The organism is Jiella soli, assembly GCF_020615385.1.
Lineage (GTDB): Bacteria > Pseudomonadota > Alphaproteobacteria > Rhizobiales > Rhizobiaceae > VKMB-3413.
This window is the reverse complement of sequence record NZ_JAJAVB010000013.1, coordinates 54221-74884: the sequence shown is the minus strand read 5'-3', so window position 1 is coordinate 74884 and position 20664 is coordinate 54221. Positions and strand designations below refer to the sequence as shown.

19 protein-coding genes, 1 tRNA gene and 1 pseudogene are annotated in these 20664 nt (G+C 67.0%); 6 read left to right on the top strand and 15 right to left on the bottom strand.

Annotated features, from left to right (window positions below):
* A partial coding sequence (locus LH400_RS07575) for a hypothetical protein (protein WP_229152063.1) occupies nucleotides 1-274 on the top strand: 274 nt, incomplete at its 5' end.
* 23 nt (nucleotides 275-297) lie between these two features.
* Here LH400_RS07575 and LH400_RS07570 read toward each other — a convergent pair.
* The 3 genes and pseudogenes from LH400_RS07570 to LH400_RS26305 form a co-directional block, all read right to left on the bottom strand.
* Nucleotides 298-374 (bottom strand) — tRNA-Met (locus LH400_RS07570).
* 408 nt (nucleotides 375-782) lie between these two features.
* On the bottom strand, nucleotides 783-1010 hold the full coding sequence (locus tag LH400_RS26310) for an AMP-binding enzyme (protein ID WP_370638350.1): 228 nt from the start codon (nucleotides 1008-1010) through the stop codon (nucleotides 783-785).
* 234 nt (nucleotides 1011-1244) lie between these two features.
* Nucleotides 1245-2306: pseudogene (locus LH400_RS26305) on the bottom strand (AMP-binding protein); the annotation flags it as partial.
* Between the two features lie 460 nt (nucleotides 2307-2766).
* On the opposite strand from LH400_RS26305, the gene LH400_RS07560 reads away from it, so the two are divergent.
* Nucleotides 2767-4038 (top strand): MFS transporter, encoded by a 1272-nt coding sequence (locus LH400_RS07560; RefSeq protein WP_229152069.1) that lies wholly within the window; start codon nucleotides 2767-2769, stop codon nucleotides 4036-4038.
* Between the two features lie 54 nt (nucleotides 4039-4092).
* Here the strand turns inward: LH400_RS07560 and LH400_RS07555 are convergent, their stop codons facing one another.
* Nucleotides 4093-5460 (bottom strand): aspartate aminotransferase family protein, encoded by a 1368-nt coding sequence (locus tag LH400_RS07555; protein ID WP_229152061.1) that lies wholly within the window; start codon nucleotides 5458-5460, stop codon nucleotides 4093-4095.
* A 325-nt stretch (nucleotides 5461-5785) separates the two neighbouring features.
* Between LH400_RS07555 and LH400_RS07550 the strand changes: the two genes are divergently transcribed.
* On the top strand, nucleotides 5786-6943 hold the full coding sequence (locus LH400_RS07550; protein WP_229152060.1) for an efflux RND transporter periplasmic adaptor subunit: 1158 nt from the start codon (nucleotides 5786-5788) through the stop codon (nucleotides 6941-6943).
* Nucleotides 6940-10068: an efflux RND transporter permease subunit gene (locus tag LH400_RS07545; protein ID WP_229152059.1), complete on the top strand. Its 3129-nt coding sequence runs from the start codon at nucleotides 6940-6942 to the stop codon at nucleotides 10066-10068. Before LH400_RS07550 ends, LH400_RS07545 begins: the two co-directional genes overlap by 4 nt.
* A 46-nt stretch (nucleotides 10069-10114) precedes the next feature.
* On the opposite strand, the gene LH400_RS07540 is transcribed toward LH400_RS07545, so the two are convergent.
* The 11 genes from LH400_RS07540 to LH400_RS07490 all read right to left on the bottom strand — a co-directional run bounded on the left by LH400_RS07540 (nucleotide 10115) and on the right by LH400_RS07490 (nucleotide 19053).
* The gene (locus LH400_RS07540; protein ID WP_229152058.1) at nucleotides 10115-10531 is read right to left on the bottom strand and encodes a (R)-mandelonitrile lyase; all 417 of its coding nucleotides are present in this window, start codon (nucleotides 10529-10531) and stop codon (nucleotides 10115-10117) included.
* Between the two features lie 42 nt (nucleotides 10532-10573).
* A complete protein-coding gene (locus tag LH400_RS07535; RefSeq protein WP_229152057.1) occupies nucleotides 10574-11911 on the bottom strand; it encodes a bifunctional folylpolyglutamate synthase/dihydrofolate synthase in 1338 nt (445 codons plus the stop codon).
* A 49-nt stretch (nucleotides 11912-11960) separates the two neighbouring features.
* On the bottom strand, nucleotides 11961-12911 hold the full coding sequence (gene accD / locus LH400_RS07530; protein ID WP_229152056.1) for an acetyl-CoA carboxylase, carboxyltransferase subunit beta: 951 nt from the start codon (nucleotides 12909-12911) through the stop codon (nucleotides 11961-11963).
* Between the two features lie 49 nt (nucleotides 12912-12960).
* Nucleotides 12961-13794 carry a tryptophan synthase subunit alpha gene (gene trpA / locus LH400_RS07525; protein WP_229152055.1) on the bottom strand — a complete coding sequence of 278 codons (834 nt, stop codon included), beginning with the start codon at nucleotides 13792-13794 and terminating at the stop codon, nucleotides 12961-12963.
* 187 nt (nucleotides 13795-13981) lie between these two features.
* On the bottom strand, nucleotides 13982-14308 hold the full coding sequence (gene cutA / locus LH400_RS07520; RefSeq protein WP_229152054.1) for a divalent-cation tolerance protein CutA: 327 nt from the start codon (nucleotides 14306-14308) through the stop codon (nucleotides 13982-13984).
* Between the two features lie 383 nt (nucleotides 14309-14691).
* Nucleotides 14692-14973, bottom strand: a complete 282-nt coding sequence (locus LH400_RS07515; RefSeq protein WP_229152053.1) for a hypothetical protein — start codon at nucleotides 14971-14973, stop codon at nucleotides 14692-14694.
* Between the two features lie 30 nt (nucleotides 14974-15003).
* Entirely contained in the window at nucleotides 15004-16251 is a 1248-nt protein-coding gene (gene trpB, locus LH400_RS07510; protein ID WP_229152052.1) for a tryptophan synthase subunit beta, read from the bottom strand.
* Nucleotides 16252-16266: 15 nt separating this feature from the next.
* Nucleotides 16267-16926: a phosphoribosylanthranilate isomerase gene (locus LH400_RS07505; RefSeq protein WP_229152051.1), complete on the bottom strand. Its 660-nt coding sequence runs from the start codon at nucleotides 16924-16926 to the stop codon at nucleotides 16267-16269.
* Nucleotides 16927-16989: 63 nt separating this feature from the next.
* On the bottom strand, nucleotides 16990-17631 hold the full coding sequence (locus LH400_RS07500; RefSeq protein WP_229152050.1) for a YdcF family protein: 642 nt from the start codon (nucleotides 17629-17631) through the stop codon (nucleotides 16990-16992).
* On the bottom strand, nucleotides 17628-18467 hold the full coding sequence (locus LH400_RS07495; protein WP_229152049.1) for a M48 family metallopeptidase: 840 nt from the start codon (nucleotides 18465-18467) through the stop codon (nucleotides 17628-17630). The genes LH400_RS07500 and LH400_RS07495 overlap by 4 nt, the downstream gene beginning before the upstream one ends.
* Nucleotides 18468-18606: 139 nt before the next feature.
* The gene (locus LH400_RS07490) at nucleotides 18607-19053 is read right to left on the bottom strand and encodes a DUF2852 domain-containing protein (protein WP_229152068.1); all 447 of its coding nucleotides are present in this window, start codon (nucleotides 19051-19053) and stop codon (nucleotides 18607-18609) included.
* A gap of 369 nt (nucleotides 19054-19422) precedes the next feature.
* Between LH400_RS07490 and LH400_RS07485 the strand changes: the two genes are divergently transcribed.
* Both LH400_RS07485 and LH400_RS07480 read left to right on the top strand, forming a co-directional pair.
* Nucleotides 19423-19755 (top strand): hypothetical protein, encoded by a 333-nt coding sequence (locus LH400_RS07485; RefSeq protein WP_229152048.1) that lies wholly within the window; start codon nucleotides 19423-19425, stop codon nucleotides 19753-19755.
* 205 nt (nucleotides 19756-19960) lie between these two features.
* The gene (locus tag LH400_RS07480) at nucleotides 19961-20623 is read left to right on the top strand and encodes a ceramidase domain-containing protein (protein WP_229152047.1); all 663 of its coding nucleotides are present in this window, start codon (nucleotides 19961-19963) and stop codon (nucleotides 20621-20623) included.
* Nucleotides 20624-20664 lie beyond the last annotated feature (41 nt).

Sequence of the window (20664 nt, the reverse complement as noted above, 5' to 3'; positions counted from 1 at the left end):
GACCCGAAAGCCATGGAATCACGCCAGCCGCCGCAACGCAATTTGCAAGTTTCTCGGCCCGCAGCCGGGCCAAACTGGCAAAAAGCAATTCTTCCCTGAAACCGATCAGACCGCCATTTCAATGGCTTCGACATACTTCACGGGAGACGACGAAGCGCATTTGATCGTAGGCACCGCTTTTCGAAGCGCTATGAAGGACTTTGGCCCCTCTTGCTTCCACAGTGCTTCCACGGGTGGTGCAAACGCAAACGCCGCCCCGGAGGGCGGCGCATAAGCGTTTGATAAAGCGCAATATTTTGGTTGCGGGGAGAGGATTTGAACCTCTGACCTTCAGGTTATGAGCCTGACGAGCTACCGGGCTGCTCCACCCCGCGCCATGGCCGAAGCGCATCGTCTGCGCCGCCGGTGAGAGCGATATATGCGACACTCCGATGAATGTGAAGGGGGCTCTTCGGAAAAATCGAAAAGCACGAACCCGCCGGCCCGCCAGCACTCAACCGGACCGCCTGTCATCGCTCGAATGGGATGATAGGTCGCTTTCGGGCCCCTGTCACGCTTTCCACGGCCAAAAGCGCGGCTGCGGCGCGTCATTGAGAGGCGCACGCGTCTCCCGCCACCTGGCTGACGCAGACCGGAAGGGCCGCTTTGCGTGGCATTTCGTGATTCGTGACTCGCCCCGCGACCCGATCGCCGCGATCCGGGCGGGATGTCTGCCGGCGCCCCCTCGACGCGCGCACGACAGCCAGTCCAGACGACCGGCCTGTGCGGGCGAGTCTCTGCGCTTACTCCCGCAAAGCGCGACGCAGTACCTTGCCGACGCCGCTCTTCGGCAGTTCGTCGCAGAAGGCGATCACGCGCGGGCGCTTGTAGCCGGTCAGCTTGTCGCGGCAGAAGGCGCGCACGGCGGCTTCGTCCACGGCCTCGTCGCCGCGTACGACGAACAACTTCACCACTTCGCCGGAGGCCTCGTTCGGAATGCCGATCGCCGCTGCCTCGACGATCCCCGGCATGGTGAGCACCACGTCCTCGATCTCGCTCGGATAGACGTTGAAGCCGGAGACGTTGATCATGTCCTTCTTGCGGTCGACGATGCGGAAGCTGCCGGCCTCGTCCATGACGCCGATGTCGCCGGTGCGAAAGAAGCCGTCGTCAGTCATCACGGCGGCGGTCTCGGCCGGCCGCTGCCAATAGCCGGCCATGACCTGCGGCCCGCGGATCGCGATTTCGCCGGCGACGCCCGCCGGCACAATCCTGCCCGCCTCGTCGAGCACCGCGACGTCGGTCGAGGGCAATGGCAGGCCGATCGTGCCGGTATAGCCGCCGTGGTCGGTCCGGTTGCAGCAGGCGACGGGCGAGGTCTCCGAGAGCCCGTAGCCCTCGCAGATCCCGCAGCCGGTCACCCGCTCCCAGGCCTCGGCGGTCGACGCGGAGACGGCCATGCCGCCACCGACCGAAAGCTTCAGGCTCGACCAATCGACCCGTGCGGCCTGTGGATGCCGCGCGATCGCGGCAAACAGCGTGTTGACCGCGGGAAAGGCATGGAAGCCGAATCGGCGGATCGTCTTCAGGAGCGCCGGCACGTCGCGCGGATTGGGAATGAGGATGTTGGCGCCGCCGGTCCGCATCGACAGCATCATGTTCACGGTGAATCCGAAGATGTGATAGAGCGGCAGGGCGCAGACCGAGACCACCTGCTCGCCGGACTTTGCCTGCCTGAGGGCCGGCCCGTACCAGAGTTCCGACTGCAGCGCATTGGCAATCAGGTTGCCGTGGGTGAGCGTCGCGCCCTTGGCCGTGCCGGTCGTGCCGCCGGTATATTGCAGGACGGCGACGTCTGCCGGATCGATCTGAACGGGCGCGAACTCCGCCTTGCGGCCCGCGGCGAGCGCCTCCTTCAACGCGATGGCGCCGGGAAGCTCGTAGCGCGGCACGAGCCGCTTCACCCGGCGCAGGACGAAGTCAACGATACGGCCCTTCGGAAAGGGCAGGAGTTCCCCGAGCGAGGTGACGATCACGGTCTCAAGCTGTGTCTCGGCCCTGCAGGCGGCGAGCGTCGCCGCCATGTTTTCGAGGACCACGATCGCCTTCGCCCCGCAATCCGCCAGCTGATGGGAGAGTTCGCGCGGCGTGTAGAGCGGGTTGACGTTCACCACCACCAGCCCCGCCCTCAGGATGCCGGCGACGGCGATCGGATATTGGAAGGCGTTCGGCATCATCAGCGCGACGCGATCTCCCTTCTTCAGTCCGAGAGACTGGAGGAAGCTGGCGAAATCGCGCGACAGCCGGTCGACCTCGGCAAAGCGCATGGCCGCGCCCATGAAGTGATAGGCCGGGCGATCGGCGAAGTCGCGGAACGCCTCGCCCAGAAGGTCCGGAAGGTTGCGATAGCCATGATCGGGCAACCGCGCCGGAACGCCTTCCGGATAGTGGGCAAGCCAGGGTCGGTCCATGAAGCAATCCCTCCCGTTCGCGGCCATGGATAGCGCGTCCGTCGGCTGAACAAAATCCGCGGCGCCGAAACGCCTCTCCGCCCAGTTCGCCCAGACCGTCACTCCACCTGAGCAATGGACGGAGCGGCCGCGGGTTGCTATGAGCCTTGGATCCGCCAGCGCCGCAGGCTGATTTGGCGCCGCCCCGGCGACGGGACGGGCGGCCGCTGTCGCCTCTTCCAGGGCCACGGCGCGACAGCATCCCGCCGTCCACCCGCCTCTCCGCCATTTCGCCGAGCGGCGCTCGCCGAGACCAGGTCTGCCCGTGACAGAAGAGATCGATTCCGAGACTGGAGCCAAGCCCGGCCCGGAGACGACCGACGTTCCCGACGAGGATCGGTTCGCCGCCTTCAAGAACCGCCGGTTCCTGCTCTACTGGCTGGCGCGCTTCGCCTCCTCCTTCGCCATCCAGATCGTCGTCGTCGCGGTCGGCTGGCAGATCTATGCGCTGACCGGCGATCCGCTTGATCTCGGGCTGGTGGGGCTCTGCCAGTTCCTGCCGGCGCTCCTCCTCGTCCTCGTCACCGGGTCGGTCGCCGACCGCTATTCGCGCCGGATGGTCATGGGGCTCGCCAGCCTCGTCGAAGGCGTCGGCGCCTTCGCGCTCCTTCTCCTCACCTGGCACGGCCTCGCCTCGCCGCTTCCCGTCTTCGCCATCCTCATCGCCTTCGGGATCGCGCGGGCCTTTTTCGGCCCGGCACAGCAATCGCTGGTGGTCAATCTTGTCACTCGGCAGGAGCTCGCCAACGCGATCGCCTGGAACTCCTCATCCTGGCAGATCGCCGCGATCGCCGGTCCGGTCGGCGGCGGCCTCCTCTATGGAATCTCCCCCATCGCGGCCTATGGGACGGGCTTCGCGCTGTTCGTCATCAGCGCTTTCCTGGTCTTCCTGATCAAGCAGCCGGCGGCCCGCAAGCGCGAGCACGAGCCGGCGAGCTTCGAGACCATCGTCGCCGGCTTCCGCTTCATCTGGTCGGAAAAAGTTGTGCTCGGCGCGATCTCGCTCGACCTCTTTGCCGTGCTTCTCGGCGGCGCGGTGGCGCTGATGCCGGTCTATGCGCGCGACATCCTCGCGGTCGGTCCTTGGGGGCTCGGCCTCCTGCGCGCCGCCCCCGCCTTCGGGGCGATCCCGATGGCGCTGTTCCTCGCCGCCCATCCGATCCGCGACCATGCCGGAGCGATCATGTTCGCCTTCGTCGCGCTGTTCGGAGCCTTCACCATCGTCTTCGGCCTGTCTGCCCTGCCCTGGCTGTCGATCGTGGCGCTGGCACTGATGGGCGCGTCCGACATGATCAGCGTCTATGTCCGCGAGACGCTGATGCAGCTTTGGACGCCGGACGACGTGCGCGGCCGGGTCAATGCGGTGAATCAGGTTTTCATCGGCGCCTCCAACGAACTCGGCGAGTTCCGCGCCGGCGGCATGGCGGCGCTGATCGGTGCGGTCCCGGCCGTGGTCATCGGCGGCGCGGCGACGATCGGCGTCGCCGCGATATGGTCGGTGCTGTTCCCGGACCTTCGAAAGGCGCGGCATCTGGCGGGCCGAAGCTGAGGGGACGCCGCACCGGCCGCCCCCTCTCGTACCGCTCGCGCCCGATTCAGACCGTCAGCCGAGTTGCGCCTGGAGCTCGTCGAGACTCCTGCGCGTCGTCTCGACGATGGTGTCGACATGCTCCTTCTCGACGATCAGCGGCGGGCAGACCGCCAGCGCATCGCCGATGGCCCTCAGGATCACGCCGTTCTTCTGGACGAGACCGAAGGCGCGCGCGGCGAGCGAGCCGGCGGGCTGCACGGACAGCTTCTTCTCCTTGTCTGTGACGAGCTCGATCGCCGCGATCAGGCCGACGCCCCTCACCTCGCCGACCAGCGGATGGTCCTGAAGCGAATTCAGGCGCTCCTGGAAATAGGGTGCGAGTTCCGCCGCATGCGCGACCAGGCCCTTCTCTTCCATGATCTTCAGGTTTTCCAGAGCGACGGCGGCCGCGACCGGATGGCCCGAGGCGGTGAAGCCATGGCCGAAGGTACCGATCTCCGAGGACTGGTCGGCGACCGGCTGATAGACCCGGTCGTTGATCAGGAGGGCCGAAATCGGCAAATAGGACGAGGACAGCGCCTTCGACACCGTGATGATGTCCGGCTCGATGCCGTAGGTCTGGCAGCCGAACATCTGTCCCGTGCGCCCGAAGCCGCAGATCACCTCGTCGGCGACGAGCAGGATGTCGTATTTCTTCAGGACGGCCTGGATCTTCTCCCAATAGGTCGCGGGCGGCACGATGACGCCGCCAGCGCCCATCACCGGCTCGCCGATGAAGGCGGCGACGGTCTCCGGCCCCTCCGCCTGGATCATCGCCTCGAGATCCTCGGCGCAGCGGGTCGCGAAATCCTCCTCGCTCTCGCCCTCCTGGCCCTCGCGCCAGTAGTGCGGGCAGGTCGTATGGAGGATGCCCTCCATCGGCAGGTCGAAGGCGCGGTGGTTGTTCGGCAGGCCGGTCAGGCTGGCGGAAGCGAGCGTGACGCCGTGATAGCCCTTGATGCGGCTGATGATCTTCTTCTTCTCGGGCTGGCCCAGCGCGTTGGAGCGATAGCGCACGAGCTTGATCATCGTGTCGTTGGCTTCGGAGCCGGAATTGGTGAAATAGGCCTTCGACATCGGCACCGGCGCCATCGCGACGAGCTTTTCGGCAAGCTCGATCGCCGGCCCGTGCGATTTGTGCGTGAAGGTGTGGTAGTAGTTCAGCTGCTTCATCTGGCGGGCGGCGGCTTCCGCCAGCCGCTCCTCGCCGAAGCCCACCGCGACGCTCCACAAGCCGGCCATCGCCTCGATATAGGTCTTGCCGTCGGTGTCGGTGACGTGGACGCCCTTGCCGCTCTCGATGACGATCGGCCCGATCTCCTCGTGCTTGCGGGCATTGGTGTAGCTGTGGAGGTGGTAGGCGATGTCGCGCCCTTCGATCGAGTTCGGCTGAACGGTCATGGGATGCTCCGGATGGTCGCCCGTCGGGTACGGGCACGAGAAAAGGCCCTCCCTGGCGGGGACGGCGCTACGGCGACACTAGACCCGCCGCGAGCGCGAGGCCAGCCGCCCCGGCCCAAAGTCGGACTGCCCTCGCCTGCTGCGCAGGCCTGCTTCCGCGAGCGCCGGAAGCGCCGTGACAGTCACATTTTCAGGGCATCGCAGCGCTCCCGCGCGCGATCGTTCCCGAAACAATTCGTTTCACATCGAAACCGCCCAAGCATGGTGCCAGGCAGGTCGTCATCTTACCTTCCTAACAACTCCATCAACGATGACGTGCTGACAAGTGCCGATCAAGAAGACATTGAAGACGCTGCGATACCTGCCGCTGCTCGCCCTGCCCGTGCTGGCCTATCTGGCGCTGGGCGGTCACCTCGCGACCCACGCCAGCGAGGAGGCGGCCGCTGCCGTCACCGAAGCCGTGTCGCCGTCCCGGTCCGCCAGTCTCACCGTCACCACCGATACCGTCCGCAGCGCCGATATCGCTGGAGACATCCTGGCGACCGGCCTCGTCGCGGCGCATCGCGAGGTCGTGCTGGGCGCGGAGGCGAGCGGGCTGAGGCTGACCGACGTCCTGGTCGAACAGGGCGACCATGTGGCGGCCGGACAGGTCGTCGCGCGCATCGACGATGCGCTCCTGAAAGCCCAGATCGCCGAGCAGGATGCCGCGATCGAAAGCGCCAGGGCGACGCTCGCCTCGGCGCAAGCCTCCAATGCGCGAGGCCAGCAGCTGGCGAAGACCGGCGCCCTGTCGAAGGAGACGGCGGACGAGCGCGCCACCTCCGTCGCCACCAGCCGTGCCGCGCTCCTGAAGTCGAAGGCCAACCGCCAGACGCTCGAAGTCCAGCTCGCCCGCACGGAGATCCGCGCTCCCTTCGCCGGGATCGTCTCCTCGCGCCCGGCGGTGGCGGGCGGGATCGTCCAGCAGGGAGGCGAGATCCTGCGCATTCAGGAGGACGGCGCGCTCGAGGCGCGCGTCGACGTTCCCGAGCAATATCTGACGAAGATCGTGCCGGGCGCGGCTGCGAAGGTGACCGGACCCGACGGCACCGAGGTCTCGGCGAAGATCGCCTCGATCGACGAGACGGTGGATTCCGCCACGCATCTCGGGACAGTGGTGATCTCCCTGCCGGACGGCACCACGCTGAAGGCGGGCATGTTCGTGAGCGCCGCCATCGCCTCGGGCGGTTCCGACGCCCTGACGGTCGCGCAGTCCGCCCTCACCTGGAAGGACGGCAAGACCGCCGTCTTCGTCGTCGGCGACGACGATACCGTCAGCCTCACGCCGATCGAGACCGGCGACCGCAGCCAGAACCGGGTCGCGGTCTCCGGCAACATCCGCGCCGGCGATAAGGTCGTCGCGAACGGTGCCGGCTTCCTCGACGACGGCAACAGGGTGCGGGTCGCGACGCAGGAGGCATCGGCCGCGGGAGATGACGAATGAAGAACATCTCCGCCTGGTGCATCCGGCACCCGCTGCCGACGATCGTCCTGTTCCTGGCCCTGGCCGTCGCCGGCGCATGGGGGTTCCAGCAGCTGCGCATCAACAACATGCCGGACATCGACTTTCCGATGGTGACGGTGACGGTCACCCAGACCGGCGCCTCGCCGACGGAGATCGAGAACCAGATCACCGACATCGTCGAGAATGCCGTCGCCACCATCTCGAACGTCGAAGGCGTCACCTCGACCGTCAGCGAGGGCTCGTCCGTCACCGCCATCGAGTTTCAGCTCGACAGCGATCTGATGCAGGCGACGGACGACGTCCAGAACGCGGTGGATTCCATCGCCGGCCAGTTGCCGCAGGCGGCCGACACGCCGCTCGTCACCCGCGTCAACGTCGGCGACAACGCCATTCTCACCTATGTCGTCGACGCACCCGGCATGTCGCCGGACGACCTCTCCTGGTATGTCGACGACGACGTGTCCAAGGCGCTACTCGCCGTGGACGGAGTCTCGAAGATCACCCGCTCGGGCGGCGTCAACCGCGCCATCCTGGTCAAGCTCGATCCTGCCCGGCTCGACGCCCTCGGCGTCACCGTGGGCGACGTCTCGACGGCGCTCGCCGCCCAGAACGTCAACCAGGCGGGCGGACGCACGGTCGTCGGCGGCACCGAGCAGTCCGTGCGCACGCTCGGCCGCGTCGATTCGATCGCAGAGCTCGGTAACACGCCCATCCATATCGGCTCGGGCAAGACCGTCCGGCTCGCCGATCTGGGCAAGATTGTCGACGGCTGGGAAGAGCCCCGCAACCGGGCGCGGCTCGACGGCAAGGAAGTCGTCGCCTTCTCGGTCTACAGTGCCAAGGGATCGAGCCAGATCGCCGTCACCCAGGCGGTGCGCAAGGCGGTGGCGGCGATCGACGCGGGCGATCCCCAGGCGAGCTTCACCGAGGTGACGTCTTCCTCGGACTTCGTCCAGGAGAGCTACGAAGCCGCCTTCGAGGCGCTCTGGCTCGGCGCGCTGCTCGCCGTCGGCGTCGTCTTCCTGTTCCTGCGCGACATCCGCGCGACGCTCGTCGCCGCGACGGCCCTGCCGCTGTCGCTGATCCCGACCTTTGCGGTCATGGCCTGGCTCGACCTGTCGCTCAACAACATCACGCTGCTGGCCCTGTCGCTGGTGGTCGGCATCCTCGTCGACGACGCGATCGTCGAGATCGAGAACATCGTCCGGCACATGCGCCAGAGTGGCCAGACCGCCTATGATGCGGCGATCGAGGCGGCGGACGAGATCGGCCTCGCCGTGGTGGCGACGACGGCGACCATCATTGCCGTCTTCCTGCCGGTCGGCTTCATGCCGGGCATTCCGGGCAAGCTGTTCGTCAGCTTCGCCATCGTCGTCTGCGTCTCGGTCCTGTTCTCGCTCGTCGTCGCGCGCATGCTGACGCCGCTGATGGGCGCCTATCTGGTCAAGGCCGGCGGCAAGGGCCACGCGGAGGACACGCCCGCCTGGGTGCCGGCCTATCTGGCGGTGCTGCGGCAGGCGCTGCGCTTCCGCTGGCTCACCGTCCTTCTCGGCATCGCCTTCTTCGCTGGCTCGGTCTATGTGGCGACCGGCCTGCCGACGGAGTTCATGCCGGCTTCCGACCGCGGACGGGCGATCGCCTCGGTCGAGCTGACGCCGGGCTCCACGCTCGACGAGACCGACCGCGTGGTGAAGGCGGTCAGCGCGATCCTTCAAAAGCAGCCGGAGGTGAAGAGCGTCTTCGCCTCGATCGGCGCGGCGACCACGGGCGGCGGCGGCCCGCAGCACGCGACGACGGCGAGCGTCACCTCGGCGACCGTGACCGCCAATCTCAAGCCCCGGGACGAGCGCTCCGTCTCGCAGCAGCAATTCGAGAAGCGGCTCGCCGGCGCCTTCGACGAGATCCCCGGCGCGCGGATCCAGTTCGGCGCGGACAATCAGTCGGGCTCGAAGATCTCCGTGACGCTCGCCGGCGAGGACAGCGAGCTTCTGTCGCAGACGGCGAACCGGTTGGCGGGGCAGATGCGCGAGATTCCTGGTCTGCTCAACCCGACGTCGGACTCCGCCGCCGCCAAGCCCGAACTCGTCGTGCGTCCGGACAAGTCGCGCATGGCGGCGCTCGGCATCACGTCGAGCCAGATCGCGCAGCTCCTCAGCGTCTCGACGCTCGGCGCCAACGAAAGCGCGCTCGCCAAGTACAATCTCGGCGACCGGCAGGTCTACGTCATCCCGACGCTGACCGACGAGGCGCGCGGCGACCTCGACCGGATCAAGGCGCTGAAGATCGCCGGCACCAGCGGCACGGTCGTGCCGCTCGGCGCGATCGCGACCTTCGACTTCGGCGCCGGCCCGACGACCATCACGCATTATGACGGCGAACGCACGGCGACGATCTCGGCGGAGCTGTCCGGCCTGACGCTCGGCGAGGCGCAGAAGGCGGTCCATGGCTTGCCGGTGATGCAGGACCTTCCGAACGGAATCTCGCAAAAGGCGCAAGGGGACATCAAGCGGATGAACGAGATGTTCTCCGGCTTCGAGATGGCGATCGGGACGGGCATATTGCTGATGTTCGCAACGCTCGCGCTACTCTTCAACTCGTTCCTGCAGCCGATCACCATCCTGACCGCCCTGCCCCTGTCGATCGGCGGCGCCTTCGGCTTCCTGTGGCTCACCGGTTCTTCGGTCGCGATTTCGGTGCTGATCGGCGTCCTCCTCCTGATGGGCATCGCCGCGAAGAACTCGATCCTCCTTGTCGAATACGCGATCGTTGCGCGGCGCGCGGGCACCGACCGGATGACGGCGCTGATGGATGCCGCCCGCAAGCGAGCCCGGCCGATCATCATGACCTCGATCGCCATGGGAGCGGGCATGGCGCCGATCGCGCTCGGCATCGGGGCAGATGCCGAGTCGCGCGCACCAATGGCGGTGGCGGTGATCGGGGGCCTCGTCTCCTCGACCCTTCTCAGCCTCGTCTACGTTCCGGTGGTCTACACCGTGATCGACGATATCGAGCGGGTTCTCGGACGGCTGCTCGGAAGGCTCCTGCCGAGCCGGGAGGCCCCGGCGAAGGAGGCCGACGGCGAGGCGCGAGCGGCCTCGACATGATCTCGCGCCGCCGACGGAGCGCCGGGACGAAGGCGCGTTCGGCCGGTCAGCCTTCGCCGGCGACGCGACCGAGATAGTCCGCATCGGAGACCTGCTCCATCCATGTCACCGCATTGCCGCCTTGAGCTTCCTGCATCGCAACATGCGTCATCGCAGTGTCGGGACCGGCGCCGTGCCAGTGCTTCTCGCCCGGTGGGATCCAGACCGAGTCGCCTGCGCCGATTGTCCGAACCGGCTCGCCCTCGGTCTGGAACTGGCCGGTGCCATGGGTGACGTAGAGCGTCTGTCCGAGGGGATGGGTGTGCCAGGCGGTGCGCGCGCCCGGCGCGAAGGCGACGAGGACCGCGCGGATCCGCGCCGGTTCCGGCGCCTCGACGATCGCCTCCAGCCAGACCGTGCCGGTGAAGTATTCGGCCGGCCCGGGCTTGGTCGGTTGGCTGCCGCGCTGCTTGATGTCGGTCATGAAACGTCCCTTCCTGTCTGGGAAGGGGCATATGGTCCGATCCTAGCGCGGTGCCATGCCGCTCCTCTGCAGGACCTCGCCGACGAGATAGAGCGAGCCGCAGATGAGAAAGCGCGGCGCCGGGTCCGCCTGCCAATTGGTGGAAACGAGCGTGATCGCCTCCTCGACGCTGTCGCAGGGCTCCGCGTCGAGCCCGGCGGCGATTGCCGCGTCGGCAAGATCGTCCGGATCGATGCCAGCCTCGGACATGGACACCGGAACGGTGAAGACGCGCCGGGCGATGCCGCCGAAGGCTGAAAAGAAGCCGACCGGATCCTTGGTCTTGATCATGCCGACGATGAGGAACAGCGGCCGCGACACCCGCTCCTCCATGTCGGCGAGCGTCTCGGCGATGACGGTCCCGGCGCCGGGATTGTGGCCGCCGTCCAGCCAGAGTTCGGAGCCTGGCGCAGCCATCCGGTGCAGCGGCCCGCCGGTGATGCGCTGCATCCGGCCCGGCCAGTCGACGCTCGACACGCCGCGCTCGATCGCGAGATCGCTCGGCGCGAAACCCGCCTGACGCACCGCCGCAATGGCGGTCGCCGCATTGATGACCTGGTGGCGGCCGGGAAGCCGCGGCATCGGCAGGTCGAGCAGGCCCTGATCGTCCTGATAGACGAGCCGTCCGTGTTCCTCGTAGGCGAAGAAATCCTGGCCGTAGATGAGGAGCGGCGCGTTCATCCGGTCGGCGATGTTGGTGAGGACGTCGAGCGCGACCTCTTCCGGCTGCTGGCCGATGACGAGGGGAACCCCCGGCTTGATGATGCCGCCCTTTTCGGCCGCGATCAGCTCCACCTTGTCGCCGAGATAGGACTGGTGGTCGAGCGAGATCGAGGTGATGACGCTTGCCGCCGGCCTGTCCATGACATTGGTCGCATCGAAGCGGCCGCCGAGGCCGACCTCGACGATCGCCGCGTCGGCCGGATGCTCCGAGAACAGGATGAAGGTCACCGCCGTCAGGATCTCGAAGACGGTTATCGGCGCGCCGTCATTGGCCACGGCCGCCCGGCGCACGGCTTCGGCGAGGACACCGTCGTCGACGAGCCCCGAATGACGTCCGCGGGAGCCGGCGATGCGGTAACGCTCGTGCCAGTTGACGAGATGAGGCGAGGTATGGACGTGGACGCCGAGGCCGGCGGCCTCGAGGATCGCGGAGGCGAAAGCCGTGACCGATCCCTTGCCGTTGGTGCCGGCGACGTGGATCGTCGGAGGCAGCACGAGATGGGGATCGCCCAGCGCCGAGAGCAGCCGGGTGATGCGATCGAGCGCAAGATCGAACCCCTTCGGATGCTTCAGCATCAGGGCGTCGATCTCCGCTGCGGCCAGGGAGGTCGTAGTCATCGCGGAGAGTTACGCCACGGCGTCGTTGGATGCAAAGGGTGGCCGGCGGTCAGTCGGCGTTAGCCGGTTCCGGCTCGGCAGTGAGCACGGCGTCGCCGAGTTGCTCCTCGTCCGCCGCCGACGCATCACCGGCCGCCACGGCCCCGCTCACCGGCGTCTTCGTCAGGAGCTTCAGGAGGGTGGCGATCTTTGGCTTCAGCTGATGGCGGTGGACGACCATGTCGACCATGCCGTGCTCCATCAGATATTCGGCGCGCTGGAAGCCGTCCGGAAGCTTCTCGCGGATCGCCTGCTCGATCACGCGGGCCCCCGCGAAGCCGATCACCGCGCCGGGCTCTGCGATATGGACGTCGCCCAGCATGGCGTAGGACGCCGAGACGCCGCCCGTCGTTGGATTGGTCAGGACGACGATATAGGGAAGGCCCGCCTCCTTCAGCATCTCCACCGCCACGGTCGTGCGCGGCAGCTGCATCAGCGACAAAATGCCCTCCTGCATGCGCGCCCCGCCAGAGGCGGAGAAGAGGACGAGCGGCCGCTTCTCGGCGATCGCCGTCTCGAAGCCCTTCACGATCGCCTCGCCCGCGGCCATGCCGAGCGATCCGCCCATGAAGGCGAAATCCTGGACGGTTGCGACGATCGGCAGGCCCTCGATCGCGCCCTTGGCGACGAGGACGGCGTCGTCCACTTCGGCCTTCGCGCGGTTTTCCTTCAGCCGGTCGACATAGCGTTTCTGGTCGCGGAACTTCAGCGGATCGACCGGCGCGCTCGGCAGATCGACCAGATCATAGGCACCTTCGTCGAAAAAGTGCTTCAGCCGGTCCTTGGCGCGGATGCGCATGTGGAAGCCGGAGGACGGCACCACCCACTGATTGGCCTCGAGATCCTTGTGGAAGACCATCTCGCCGGTCTCCGGACACTTGATCCAGAGATTGTCCGGCACCTGCCGCGCGGGCAGGAGGCTGGAGAATTTCGGGCGGACGTAATTGGTGATCCAGTTCACGGCTCGGCCTTCTCGGGTGGCTTCTGTCTGGTCTGAGATGGCGGCTCGATCAGGCGGACGCAAGCCGCGCGGATCTAACGCCGGCCGCGAGCTCCTTCACGACCGCAGCGACGGCGCCCACTGTCCCGGCCGTCGCGCGGCCCTCTTGGAGCGATCCCTCGACGGCAGCGACCAGGGCCGATCCGACGACCACGCCGTCCGCGGCCTTGCCGATCTCGCGGGCCTGTTCCCCGGTCCTGACGCCGAAGCCGACGCAGACCGGCAGGTTGGTGTGGCCCTTGATCCGGCCGACCGCGGCCGCGACCTTCTGCGCATCCGGCGCGGCCGCACCGGTGATGCCAGTGATCGAGACGTAGTAGACGAAGCCGGAGGTGTTCTTCAGCACCGCCGGCAGGCGCTTGTCGTCGGTGGTCGGCGTTGCCAGGCGGATGAAGTTCAGCCCAGCGTTCAGGGCCGGCAGGCAGAGTTCCTCGTCCATCTCCGGCGGCAGGTCCACCACGATGAGCCCGTCGACGCCTGCGGCCAGAGCGTCGACGACGAAGGCCTCGACGCCATAGATGTAGATCGGGTTGAAATAGCCCATCAGGATGATCGGCGTCTTTTTATCGCCGGCGCGGAAGTCGCGGACGAGCCCGAGTGTCTTCCTCAGGCTCTCCCCCGCCTTCAGCGCCCGCAGTCCCGCCTTCTGGATCGCCGGGCCGTCGGCCATCGGATCGGAAAAGGGCATGCCGAGTTCGATGATGTCGGCGCCGGCCGCCGGCAGCGCCCTGACGATCTGAAGCGCCGTCTCGTGATCCGGATCGCCGGCCATGACGAAGGTGACGAGAGCCGGGCGGCCCTCTCCCTTCAGCGCCTCAAACCGATCTTCGATGCGTGTCGTCATGTGGCAAGCTTTCGCGCGTCTGGCGGATGGTGGAGCCTTGCGGAGATAATCCGAAGTGCCGTCGGGATACGCCAGGACGGCGCGGCTGAAAAGGGCGGAGGTTCATTCCGCCGGTGCGTTAAGCCGCCGGACGGCGCCCTAGCGGCCATCCGGACAGGACGGCGTCGGCATCACGGAAGCGTCTATCTCACGCGGCTGAACAAGACTCGGCGATCCAGTCGGCGGTCGCCTTGTCGACGAGATCGACCTTGAAGCCGAAGATCGCCGGCGTGTCGTAGGGATGGTTCCGGCGGATCGTCTCCGCGCAGGCGTCGAAGAGATCGGCCCGCGTCTTGATCGTCAGCGGCCACTCGTCATGCCGCTCCTTCTTGCCCTCCCAGAGATAGCGGCTGTCCACCTCCTTGCTGGAGATGTTGCAGCAGGCGGCAAGCCGGGCATCGAGCAGGGCATGGGTGAGTTCGCGCGCGACGTCGAGCGTCGGGCAGGTGACGTGGATTTCGACGATGTCGGTCATGAAAACACCTCCGCTGGCCAGTTTCGTTACGGCAAACCTGCTTCGAGATCCGAGCGAGCCGAATGCAGGCTTCCCCGAGGAGCCGTCGGGATCTGACGGCTTGCTCAGAGCCAATCCTCCGAGCGCTCGGCGCGCTGATCCCAGACGCGCAAAATTTCGATCCGGTCCTCGGTCACGGTATAAATGAACACGAACGGATCCGTCCGATGACGATCTCGCGTGTGCCTTCCTCCCCGGCGCGACCGGCATGGGCATGCTGCTTGAGCGTGCCGAGAGTTTGCCGAATTGGTCGCGCGCCCGGGCAGCACCTTCCGGGAAAACTGCCTCGTAGTACCGCCTGAACCAGCGCAGATCGGCCAGCGCGCGCGGCAGGAAGACGGCGTTCATCGCCGCGTGAAGACATCCGGCTCGGGCGTCGGAAGTTCGTCGGCGGTTCCCCAGCTCTCAACCCAGCGGAAAACTTCCGTCTCGGACACGAAGACGCCGCGCCTTGCCTCTTCAAGCGCCTGCCGCACCGCCTCGCGCTTGCGTTTCCGGCCGGCGAGATATCCGGCGATCGCCGCCTCCGCCACTTGCGTCGTGCTCTGGTTCGATAGCCGTGCTTCTTCTTCGAGATCGGCCTTCAAGGCCGATCGAACCGAAATCGTGTCACCGACCGCCGCCATAGCGATCTCCCTCTCGCGCTTGCGCGTCGCTCAGAGCTCCACCCCGAGATGCTTCGCCGCCGTGAACACGTCCTTGTCGCCGCGGCCGCACAGATTCATCACGATGATCTGGTCCTTGTCCATCTTCGGCGCGCGCTTGATCACCTCGGCGAGTGCATGGGCCGGCTCCAGCGCCGGGATGATCCCCTCCGTGCGGGTGAGAAGCTGGAAGGCTTCGAGCGCCTCGGTGTCCATGATCGGCACGTATTCGACGCGGCCGGTATCCTTCAGCCAGGAATGCTCGGGGCCGATGCCCGGATAGTCGAGGCCGGCCGAGATCGAATGGCCTTCCTTGATCTGCCCGTCCTCGTTCTGCAGCAGATAGGTCCGGTTGCCGTGGAGGACGCCAGGCGAGCCGGCGGTCAGCGAGGCGCAATGCTCCTCGCCGTCGAGGCCCTTGCCGCCGGCTTCGACGCCGACGATCGCGACATCCTTGTCGTCGAGGAAGGGGTGGAACAGACCGATCGCATTCGAGCCGCCGCCGACGGCCGCGACGAGCATGTCCGGCAGCCGCCCCTCGGCGGCCAGCATCTGCTCGCGCGTCTCCTTGCCGATCACGCTCTGGAACTCGCGGACGAGCTCGGGATAGGGATGCGGGCCGGCGGCCGTGCCGATCAGGTAGTAGGTCGATTCGACATTCGTCACCCAGTCGCGGAGCGCCTCGTTCATCGCGTCCTTCAAGGTGCCGTGACCGGAGGTCACCGGGATCACCTCGGCGCCGAGGAGCTTCATCCGGAAGACGTTCGGCGCCTGCCGCTCGACGTCGGTCGCGCCCATATAGACGACGCAGGGCAGGCCGAAGCGGGCCGCCACCGTCGCGGAGGCGACGCCGTGCTGGCCGGCGCCGGTCTCGGCGATGATCCGAGTCTTGCCCATCTTGCGGGCGAGCAGGATCTGGCCGAGGCAGTTATTGATCTTGTGCGAACCGGTATGGTTCAGCTCGTCGCGCTTGAAGTAGATCTTGGCGCCGCCCGAGAGCCCCTGGCTCGCCGAGACCTCGCGAAGCTTCTCGGTCAGCCGCTCGGCGAAATAGAGCGGCGAAGGCCGGCCGGTATAGGTCGCGTTGAGACCGTCGAGCTCGGCCTTGAAGGCGGGATCGTTGCGCGCCTCGGTCCAGGCCGCCTGGAGATCGAGGATCAGCGGCATCAGGGTCTCGGCGACGAAGCGGCCGCCGAATATGCCGAAGCGGCCCTCTTCGTCGGGCCCGGCGCGGAAGGAATTCGGCTGTATCTGGTTCACGAGGCTCTGGCCTTTCTAAAGGTTTGCGGCGACGGCGATCTCGTCAAGCGCGTCGAAGAAGGCGTGAATGCGGACGATGTCCTTGACGCCCGGCGCGCTCTCGACGCCGGAGGAGATGTCGATCCCGCCCGGCCGCGCGATCCGGACGGCCTCCGCGACATTGTCCGCGTCGATCCCACCGGAGAGCATATAGGACAATTTCGGGTCAAGCCGCGCAAGCAGCGTCCAGTCGAAGGAGACCCCGTTGCCGCCCGGCAGGGCGGAGCCCTTCGGCCGCTTGGAATCCAGAAGAATGCGGTCGGCGGCGGGCCGGTAGGCCTCCACGGCGGAAAGATCGGCCGCCTCTGATACTGGCAGCGCCTTCATCACCTTCAGCCCGGTCCGCTCCTTGATCTCGGCGACCCGCTCCGGCGTCTCGCGCCCGTGCAGCTGCAGCCAGTCCGGCCTCACCTCGTCGCACAGCTGCGCGATCAGCGCATCATCCGGATCGACGGTAACGACGACCGCCTCGGCCCGCGTACCGATCAGGTCCCGCAATCCCGCCATCGGGCCGATGTCCAGATGCCGCGGGCTCTTGGCGAAATGGATGAAGCCGACATGGGTCGCGCCGCGCGAGACCACCGCATCGATGGCCTTAGGCGTCTTCAGACCGCAGATCTTGATATCGAGTGTCATGCCTTGGAAGTGGCATCAAAGCCCGGCGATGTCGAGAGCCGCTCCGTCAGGTGAGCCGCTCCGTCAGGTGAGATGGCCGTCGAAGCCGGCGCCGATGAGGAAGCGCCAGGCCGCCATGACATCGGCCGGGATATCGACCTCTGCGGCAAAGCCCCGTGCCGGATAGTCGATCAGCCGCTGGAGGTCGCCCACCATTTCCTCGATGAGGCGCGGCAGCGGGTGGCCGGCGGTCGGTTGCCGCTCGAAGGGCGTTTCCGGCGCCGTGATCAACGCCTCGACATCAGGCCATTGCCGCGCGGCCGCAGCGAGCACCCGGCGCTGTGTCTGCGGCTTGGTGACGATGACGACGCGTGCGACGTCCGGCCCCAGCAAGGCCGCCGTCAGGCGCAGGTTCTCGCCGATATTCGTTGCCTCCGGTTCGATCAGGATCGCCGCCGCCGGCACGCCGCGTTCGGCGCAGCGATGCGCGAAGGCCTCCGCCTCGCTCGTCGCGTAGAGGCTTGCAGTCCAGTTGCCCGCCCGGCCGCTGAGGACGAGCCGGGATGCGATCCGGGAATGGAAGAGGTCCGCGCAGCGATCGGCGACCCTCAGATCATAGCTGCCGAGCCCGACGATCGCATCTGCGGGAACCGGTTCGTCATAGACGGCATGAAACTGCCAGAGCACGCGCGCGGCCGCCAGAGCCTCGCCCGGAAGCCGGCTCATCCCGTCCCGATCGCATGCAGCCCCGAGCCATGCCGCTTCAGCCAATCGCGGCCATGGTCCATGTCGGGGCAAAGCCTTCGGCACAGCGCCCAGAACTTCGGGCCGTGGTTCATTTCCTGGAAATGCGCGACCTCGTGCGCGGCGAGATAGTCGAGCACCTCCGGCGGCGCCATGACGATGCGCCAGGAGAAGGCGAGCCGGCGGTCGGCGGTGCAGGAGCCCCAGCGGCTCGTCGTATCCTTCAGCGTCATCGCCTTCGGCTCGAGGCCGACGGAAGCGGCGTGCCGCTTCACCGCCGCTTCCAGGTCGCGGCGGGCCTCCCGCTTCAGGAAGTCCGTCACCCGGCGGCCGAAATGCTCAGGCGCGCCGCCCACCAGAAGGCGAGATGTCCCGCGCTCCCCGTAAGGAGCATCGGCAGGTGCGGTGGCCATCCCCGCCTCCCCCGCCACGGCCTCGCCCGCCGCGATCGGCTCGATCCGCGTCGCCAGGCGCCCGCCGACATGCAGGAGAAGAAGGCTTGCACCGCGAAACGGGATCGTCGCGCCCGCCGCGATCGCGATCCGCTCGGGCGCCCGCGACAGCCGATCCTCCACCCAGCCGCGGTGACGTTCCAGAAAGGACCGGATCGCCCGCGCCGAAGCCTCCCGCGGCGCCGTGACGACCACGCCGGAGGCCCCGGGGGCGAGCCTCAGGATCATCCGCTTGGCGCGCGGATTGCGCCTGACGGTCACCGGCAGGGAGCCCGCGGCAAGCTCCAGATGGTCCGGCAAGGCGGGTTCGGCCGCTGTGCGGCGCAGGAGTGAGGGCATCGGCACCCGCTTCGTCGGCAGTGTCATGTACGGTGGACCGCGCCGGGTCCGCTATCGGTCATCCTAACCGAAGTCGAGACGAAAAAGCGGCGGCGCCCGTGTGGACGCCGCCGCTCCGCTACTTTTTCGCCAGGAGAGTTCTGTCCCTTGCGATCGTTCGTTCGTGTCAGGCCGGCTGGCCGTCGACGACCGGCGAATTGTCGGCGCCGGTCCGTTCGCTGCGGCGCGCATTCCGATCCCGCATGAAGCGGTCGAACTCTTCCTGATCCTTGGCCCGGCGAAGTTCGCGGGCATAGGACTCGAACTCGGACGCGGCCTCGTTCAACCGGCGACGCTCCTCGTCGAGACGCGAAAGCTCGGTCTCGCGCCATTCGTCGAAGGCGACATTGCCGGTGCGCTCGGCAAAGCCGGGCTTGAAGCCGGAGCGCTTGAACGAGCCCATGAACCGGTCCGTTCCGCGGTTGACGTCGCGCTTGAAGGTTTCCAGGCGATCGCCCCAAAGGATGTAGGCGAGCATTGCCAGGCCGAGCGGCCAGAAGATCATGAAGCCACCGACCATCAAAGCGATCGTAGCGGGAGTCCAGGCAGGACGAATCAAAGCTTGCGAAGACATCGCAGTCACGTTCCTTTCGATTAGGGCCGCGACGCCAAGCATCGCGGGTGCTTCGACACACTCAATACCGATGGCTTTCAGATGGTGAGCGCGAACGCCACGTTCAATTGTCGGCCATCGAAAAATCGCAAGCACCCTCTGCCACACGCATGGCGCCGGCTTCCGCCTCCCTTCGAGACAGAGAGGTCGGTGCGGATAGGAACCGCGCGAAAGGGCCGCCCGGCCGGGCTCCGCTGATGGTTCGGAACCTGCGGACAGATGGTGAATGAAGTTTCTACGACAGCGGAACGGCGCCGGTCGGGCGGACGTTTTTATCGTTCAGGAGGCCGGCGAGCGAAGTGCCGGCCCCTCACCGAAAAGGACCGCCCGATGATCGACTGGTTCCGCGACGCCTTCCGCCCAGATCGTGGCGCCGACGCCGCGCCCGAGTTCAGGGAGACGCTTTCTCCTGCGGCCCTGAGCGTCGCTGCCGACGAAGACGACGCCAGCAGAGATGAGGCGAGGTTGCCGTTTGTGAACGGTCGCTGGCTGCCGCGGGACAGTGAGGCACTCTCGCTCAAGCGCCTCGACATCGCACCCGACATCGACACGCTCTATCTCGCGGCAAGGGCCGCCGGATCTTCATTCGCCGAGGCCGCATCCGATTTCAGCGAGGACTCCGCGGGCTGCGCCTGCCCCGAGACCGCTGCGAGGCACGGCTAGAGGTCCGATTCCGGCATGAACACCGTGTCGACGAGACCGCCCGGCAGATTTCGGATCGAGGCCAATTGTCAGGCTATCGTTTCGGCTGAAGTAGGAACTCGACCTTTTGACACGCCGCCTGACCCGGACGAGGCTCGCATGCCGAGTTCAATCCGCTAGCCGCCGCGCCTGGCGCCGCGATCCGCCCCGCCGCTGACGAGACTTCATGGACTGGTCGCAATCTGTCGACGCCTATTGCGAGCGCACCGGCCCGGCCTTTTGGGCGGAGCCGGTCAACGCGCTGTCCAATCTCGCCTTCATCATTGCCGGCCTCTTCGGACTCTGGCTCCTCAGGCGGGCGCAGAAACACGACCGACCGGCTCTTTGTCTCGCGATCCTGGTGCTCGTCATCGGCGCCGGATCCTTCACCTTCCACACCGTCGCCACGCGCTGGGCGAGCCTTGCCGACGTCCTGCCGATCGCGGTCTTCATCTACGCCTATTTGGCCCTGGCGCTCCGCCGCTTCGTTTCCCTGTCGCGCTTGTGGACGGGGCTCGGCACGATCGCCTTTCTGATTGCGAGCTTCGCGCTGGAGCCGGCTTTTCGAGCGCTGGTGGGATCGTCGGCCGGCTATGTCCCGGCGCTTCTCGCAATGCTCGGCATCGGCGGCGCGCTGACGGCCCAAGGTCGTTCTTCTGGCGGAACGGTGCTCGCGGCCGGCGGGGTCTTCTTCCTGTCGCTCGCCTTTCGCATGCTCGACATGCCGCTCTGTCAGGACTGGCCGCTCGGGACGCATTTCCTGTGGCACGGTCTCAATGCCATAACCCTCGCCCTCCTCCTGAAGGCGGCGATCAATCATCGCCCGGCTCGCGCCAGCCTGCGCGCCTGAGCCACGCCCTCGGGCGATGGGCCCGGCGGTCGGCGGTGACG

Bases quoted from the DNA above. Each gene is read 5' to 3' on its own strand.
- LH400_RS26310 (WP_370638350.1), bottom strand. From the start codon at position 1,010: ATGCCGGGGATCGTCGAGGCAGCGGCGATCGGCATTCCGAACGAGGCC.
- LH400_RS07555 (WP_229152061.1), bottom strand. From the start codon at position 5,460: ATGACCGTTCAGCCGAACTCGATCGAAGGGCGCGACATCGCCTACCAC.
- LH400_RS07545 (WP_229152059.1), top strand. From the start codon at position 6,940: ATGAAGAACATCTCCGCCTGGTGCATCCGGCACCCGCTGCCGACGATC.
- LH400_RS07540 (WP_229152058.1), bottom strand. From the start codon at position 10,531: ATGACCGACATCAAGCAGCGCGGCAGCCAACCGACCAAGCCCGGGCCG.
- LH400_RS07535 (WP_229152057.1), bottom strand. From the start codon at position 11,911: ATGACTACGACCTCCCTGGCCGCAGCGGAGATCGACGCCCTGATGCTG.
- trpA (WP_229152055.1), bottom strand. From the start codon at position 13,794: ATGACGACACGCATCGAAGATCGGTTTGAGGCGCTGAAGGGAGAGGGC.
- cutA (WP_229152054.1), bottom strand. From the start codon at position 14,308: ATGACCGACATCGTCGAAATCCACGTCACCTGCCCGACGCTCGACGTC.
- LH400_RS07515 (WP_229152053.1), bottom strand. From the start codon at position 14,973: ATGGCGGCGGTCGGTGACACGATTTCGGTTCGATCGGCCTTGAAGGCC.
- LH400_RS07505 (WP_229152051.1), bottom strand. From the start codon at position 16,926: ATGACACTCGATATCAAGATCTGCGGTCTGAAGACGCCTAAGGCCATC.
- LH400_RS07500 (WP_229152050.1), bottom strand. From the start codon at position 17,631: ATGAGCCGGCTTCCGGGCGAGGCTCTGGCGGCCGCGCGCGTGCTCTGG.
- LH400_RS07495 (WP_229152049.1), bottom strand. From the start codon at position 18,467: ATGACACTGCCGACGAAGCGGGTGCCGATGCCCTCACTCCTGCGCCGC.
- LH400_RS07490 (WP_229152068.1), bottom strand. From the start codon at position 19,053: ATGTCTTCGCAAGCTTTGATTCGTCCTGCCTGGACTCCCGCTACGATC.
- LH400_RS07485 (WP_229152048.1), top strand. From the start codon at position 19,423: ATGATCGACTGGTTCCGCGACGCCTTCCGCCCAGATCGTGGCGCCGAC.
- LH400_RS07480 (WP_229152047.1), top strand. From the start codon at position 19,961: ATGGACTGGTCGCAATCTGTCGACGCCTATTGCGAGCGCACCGGCCCG.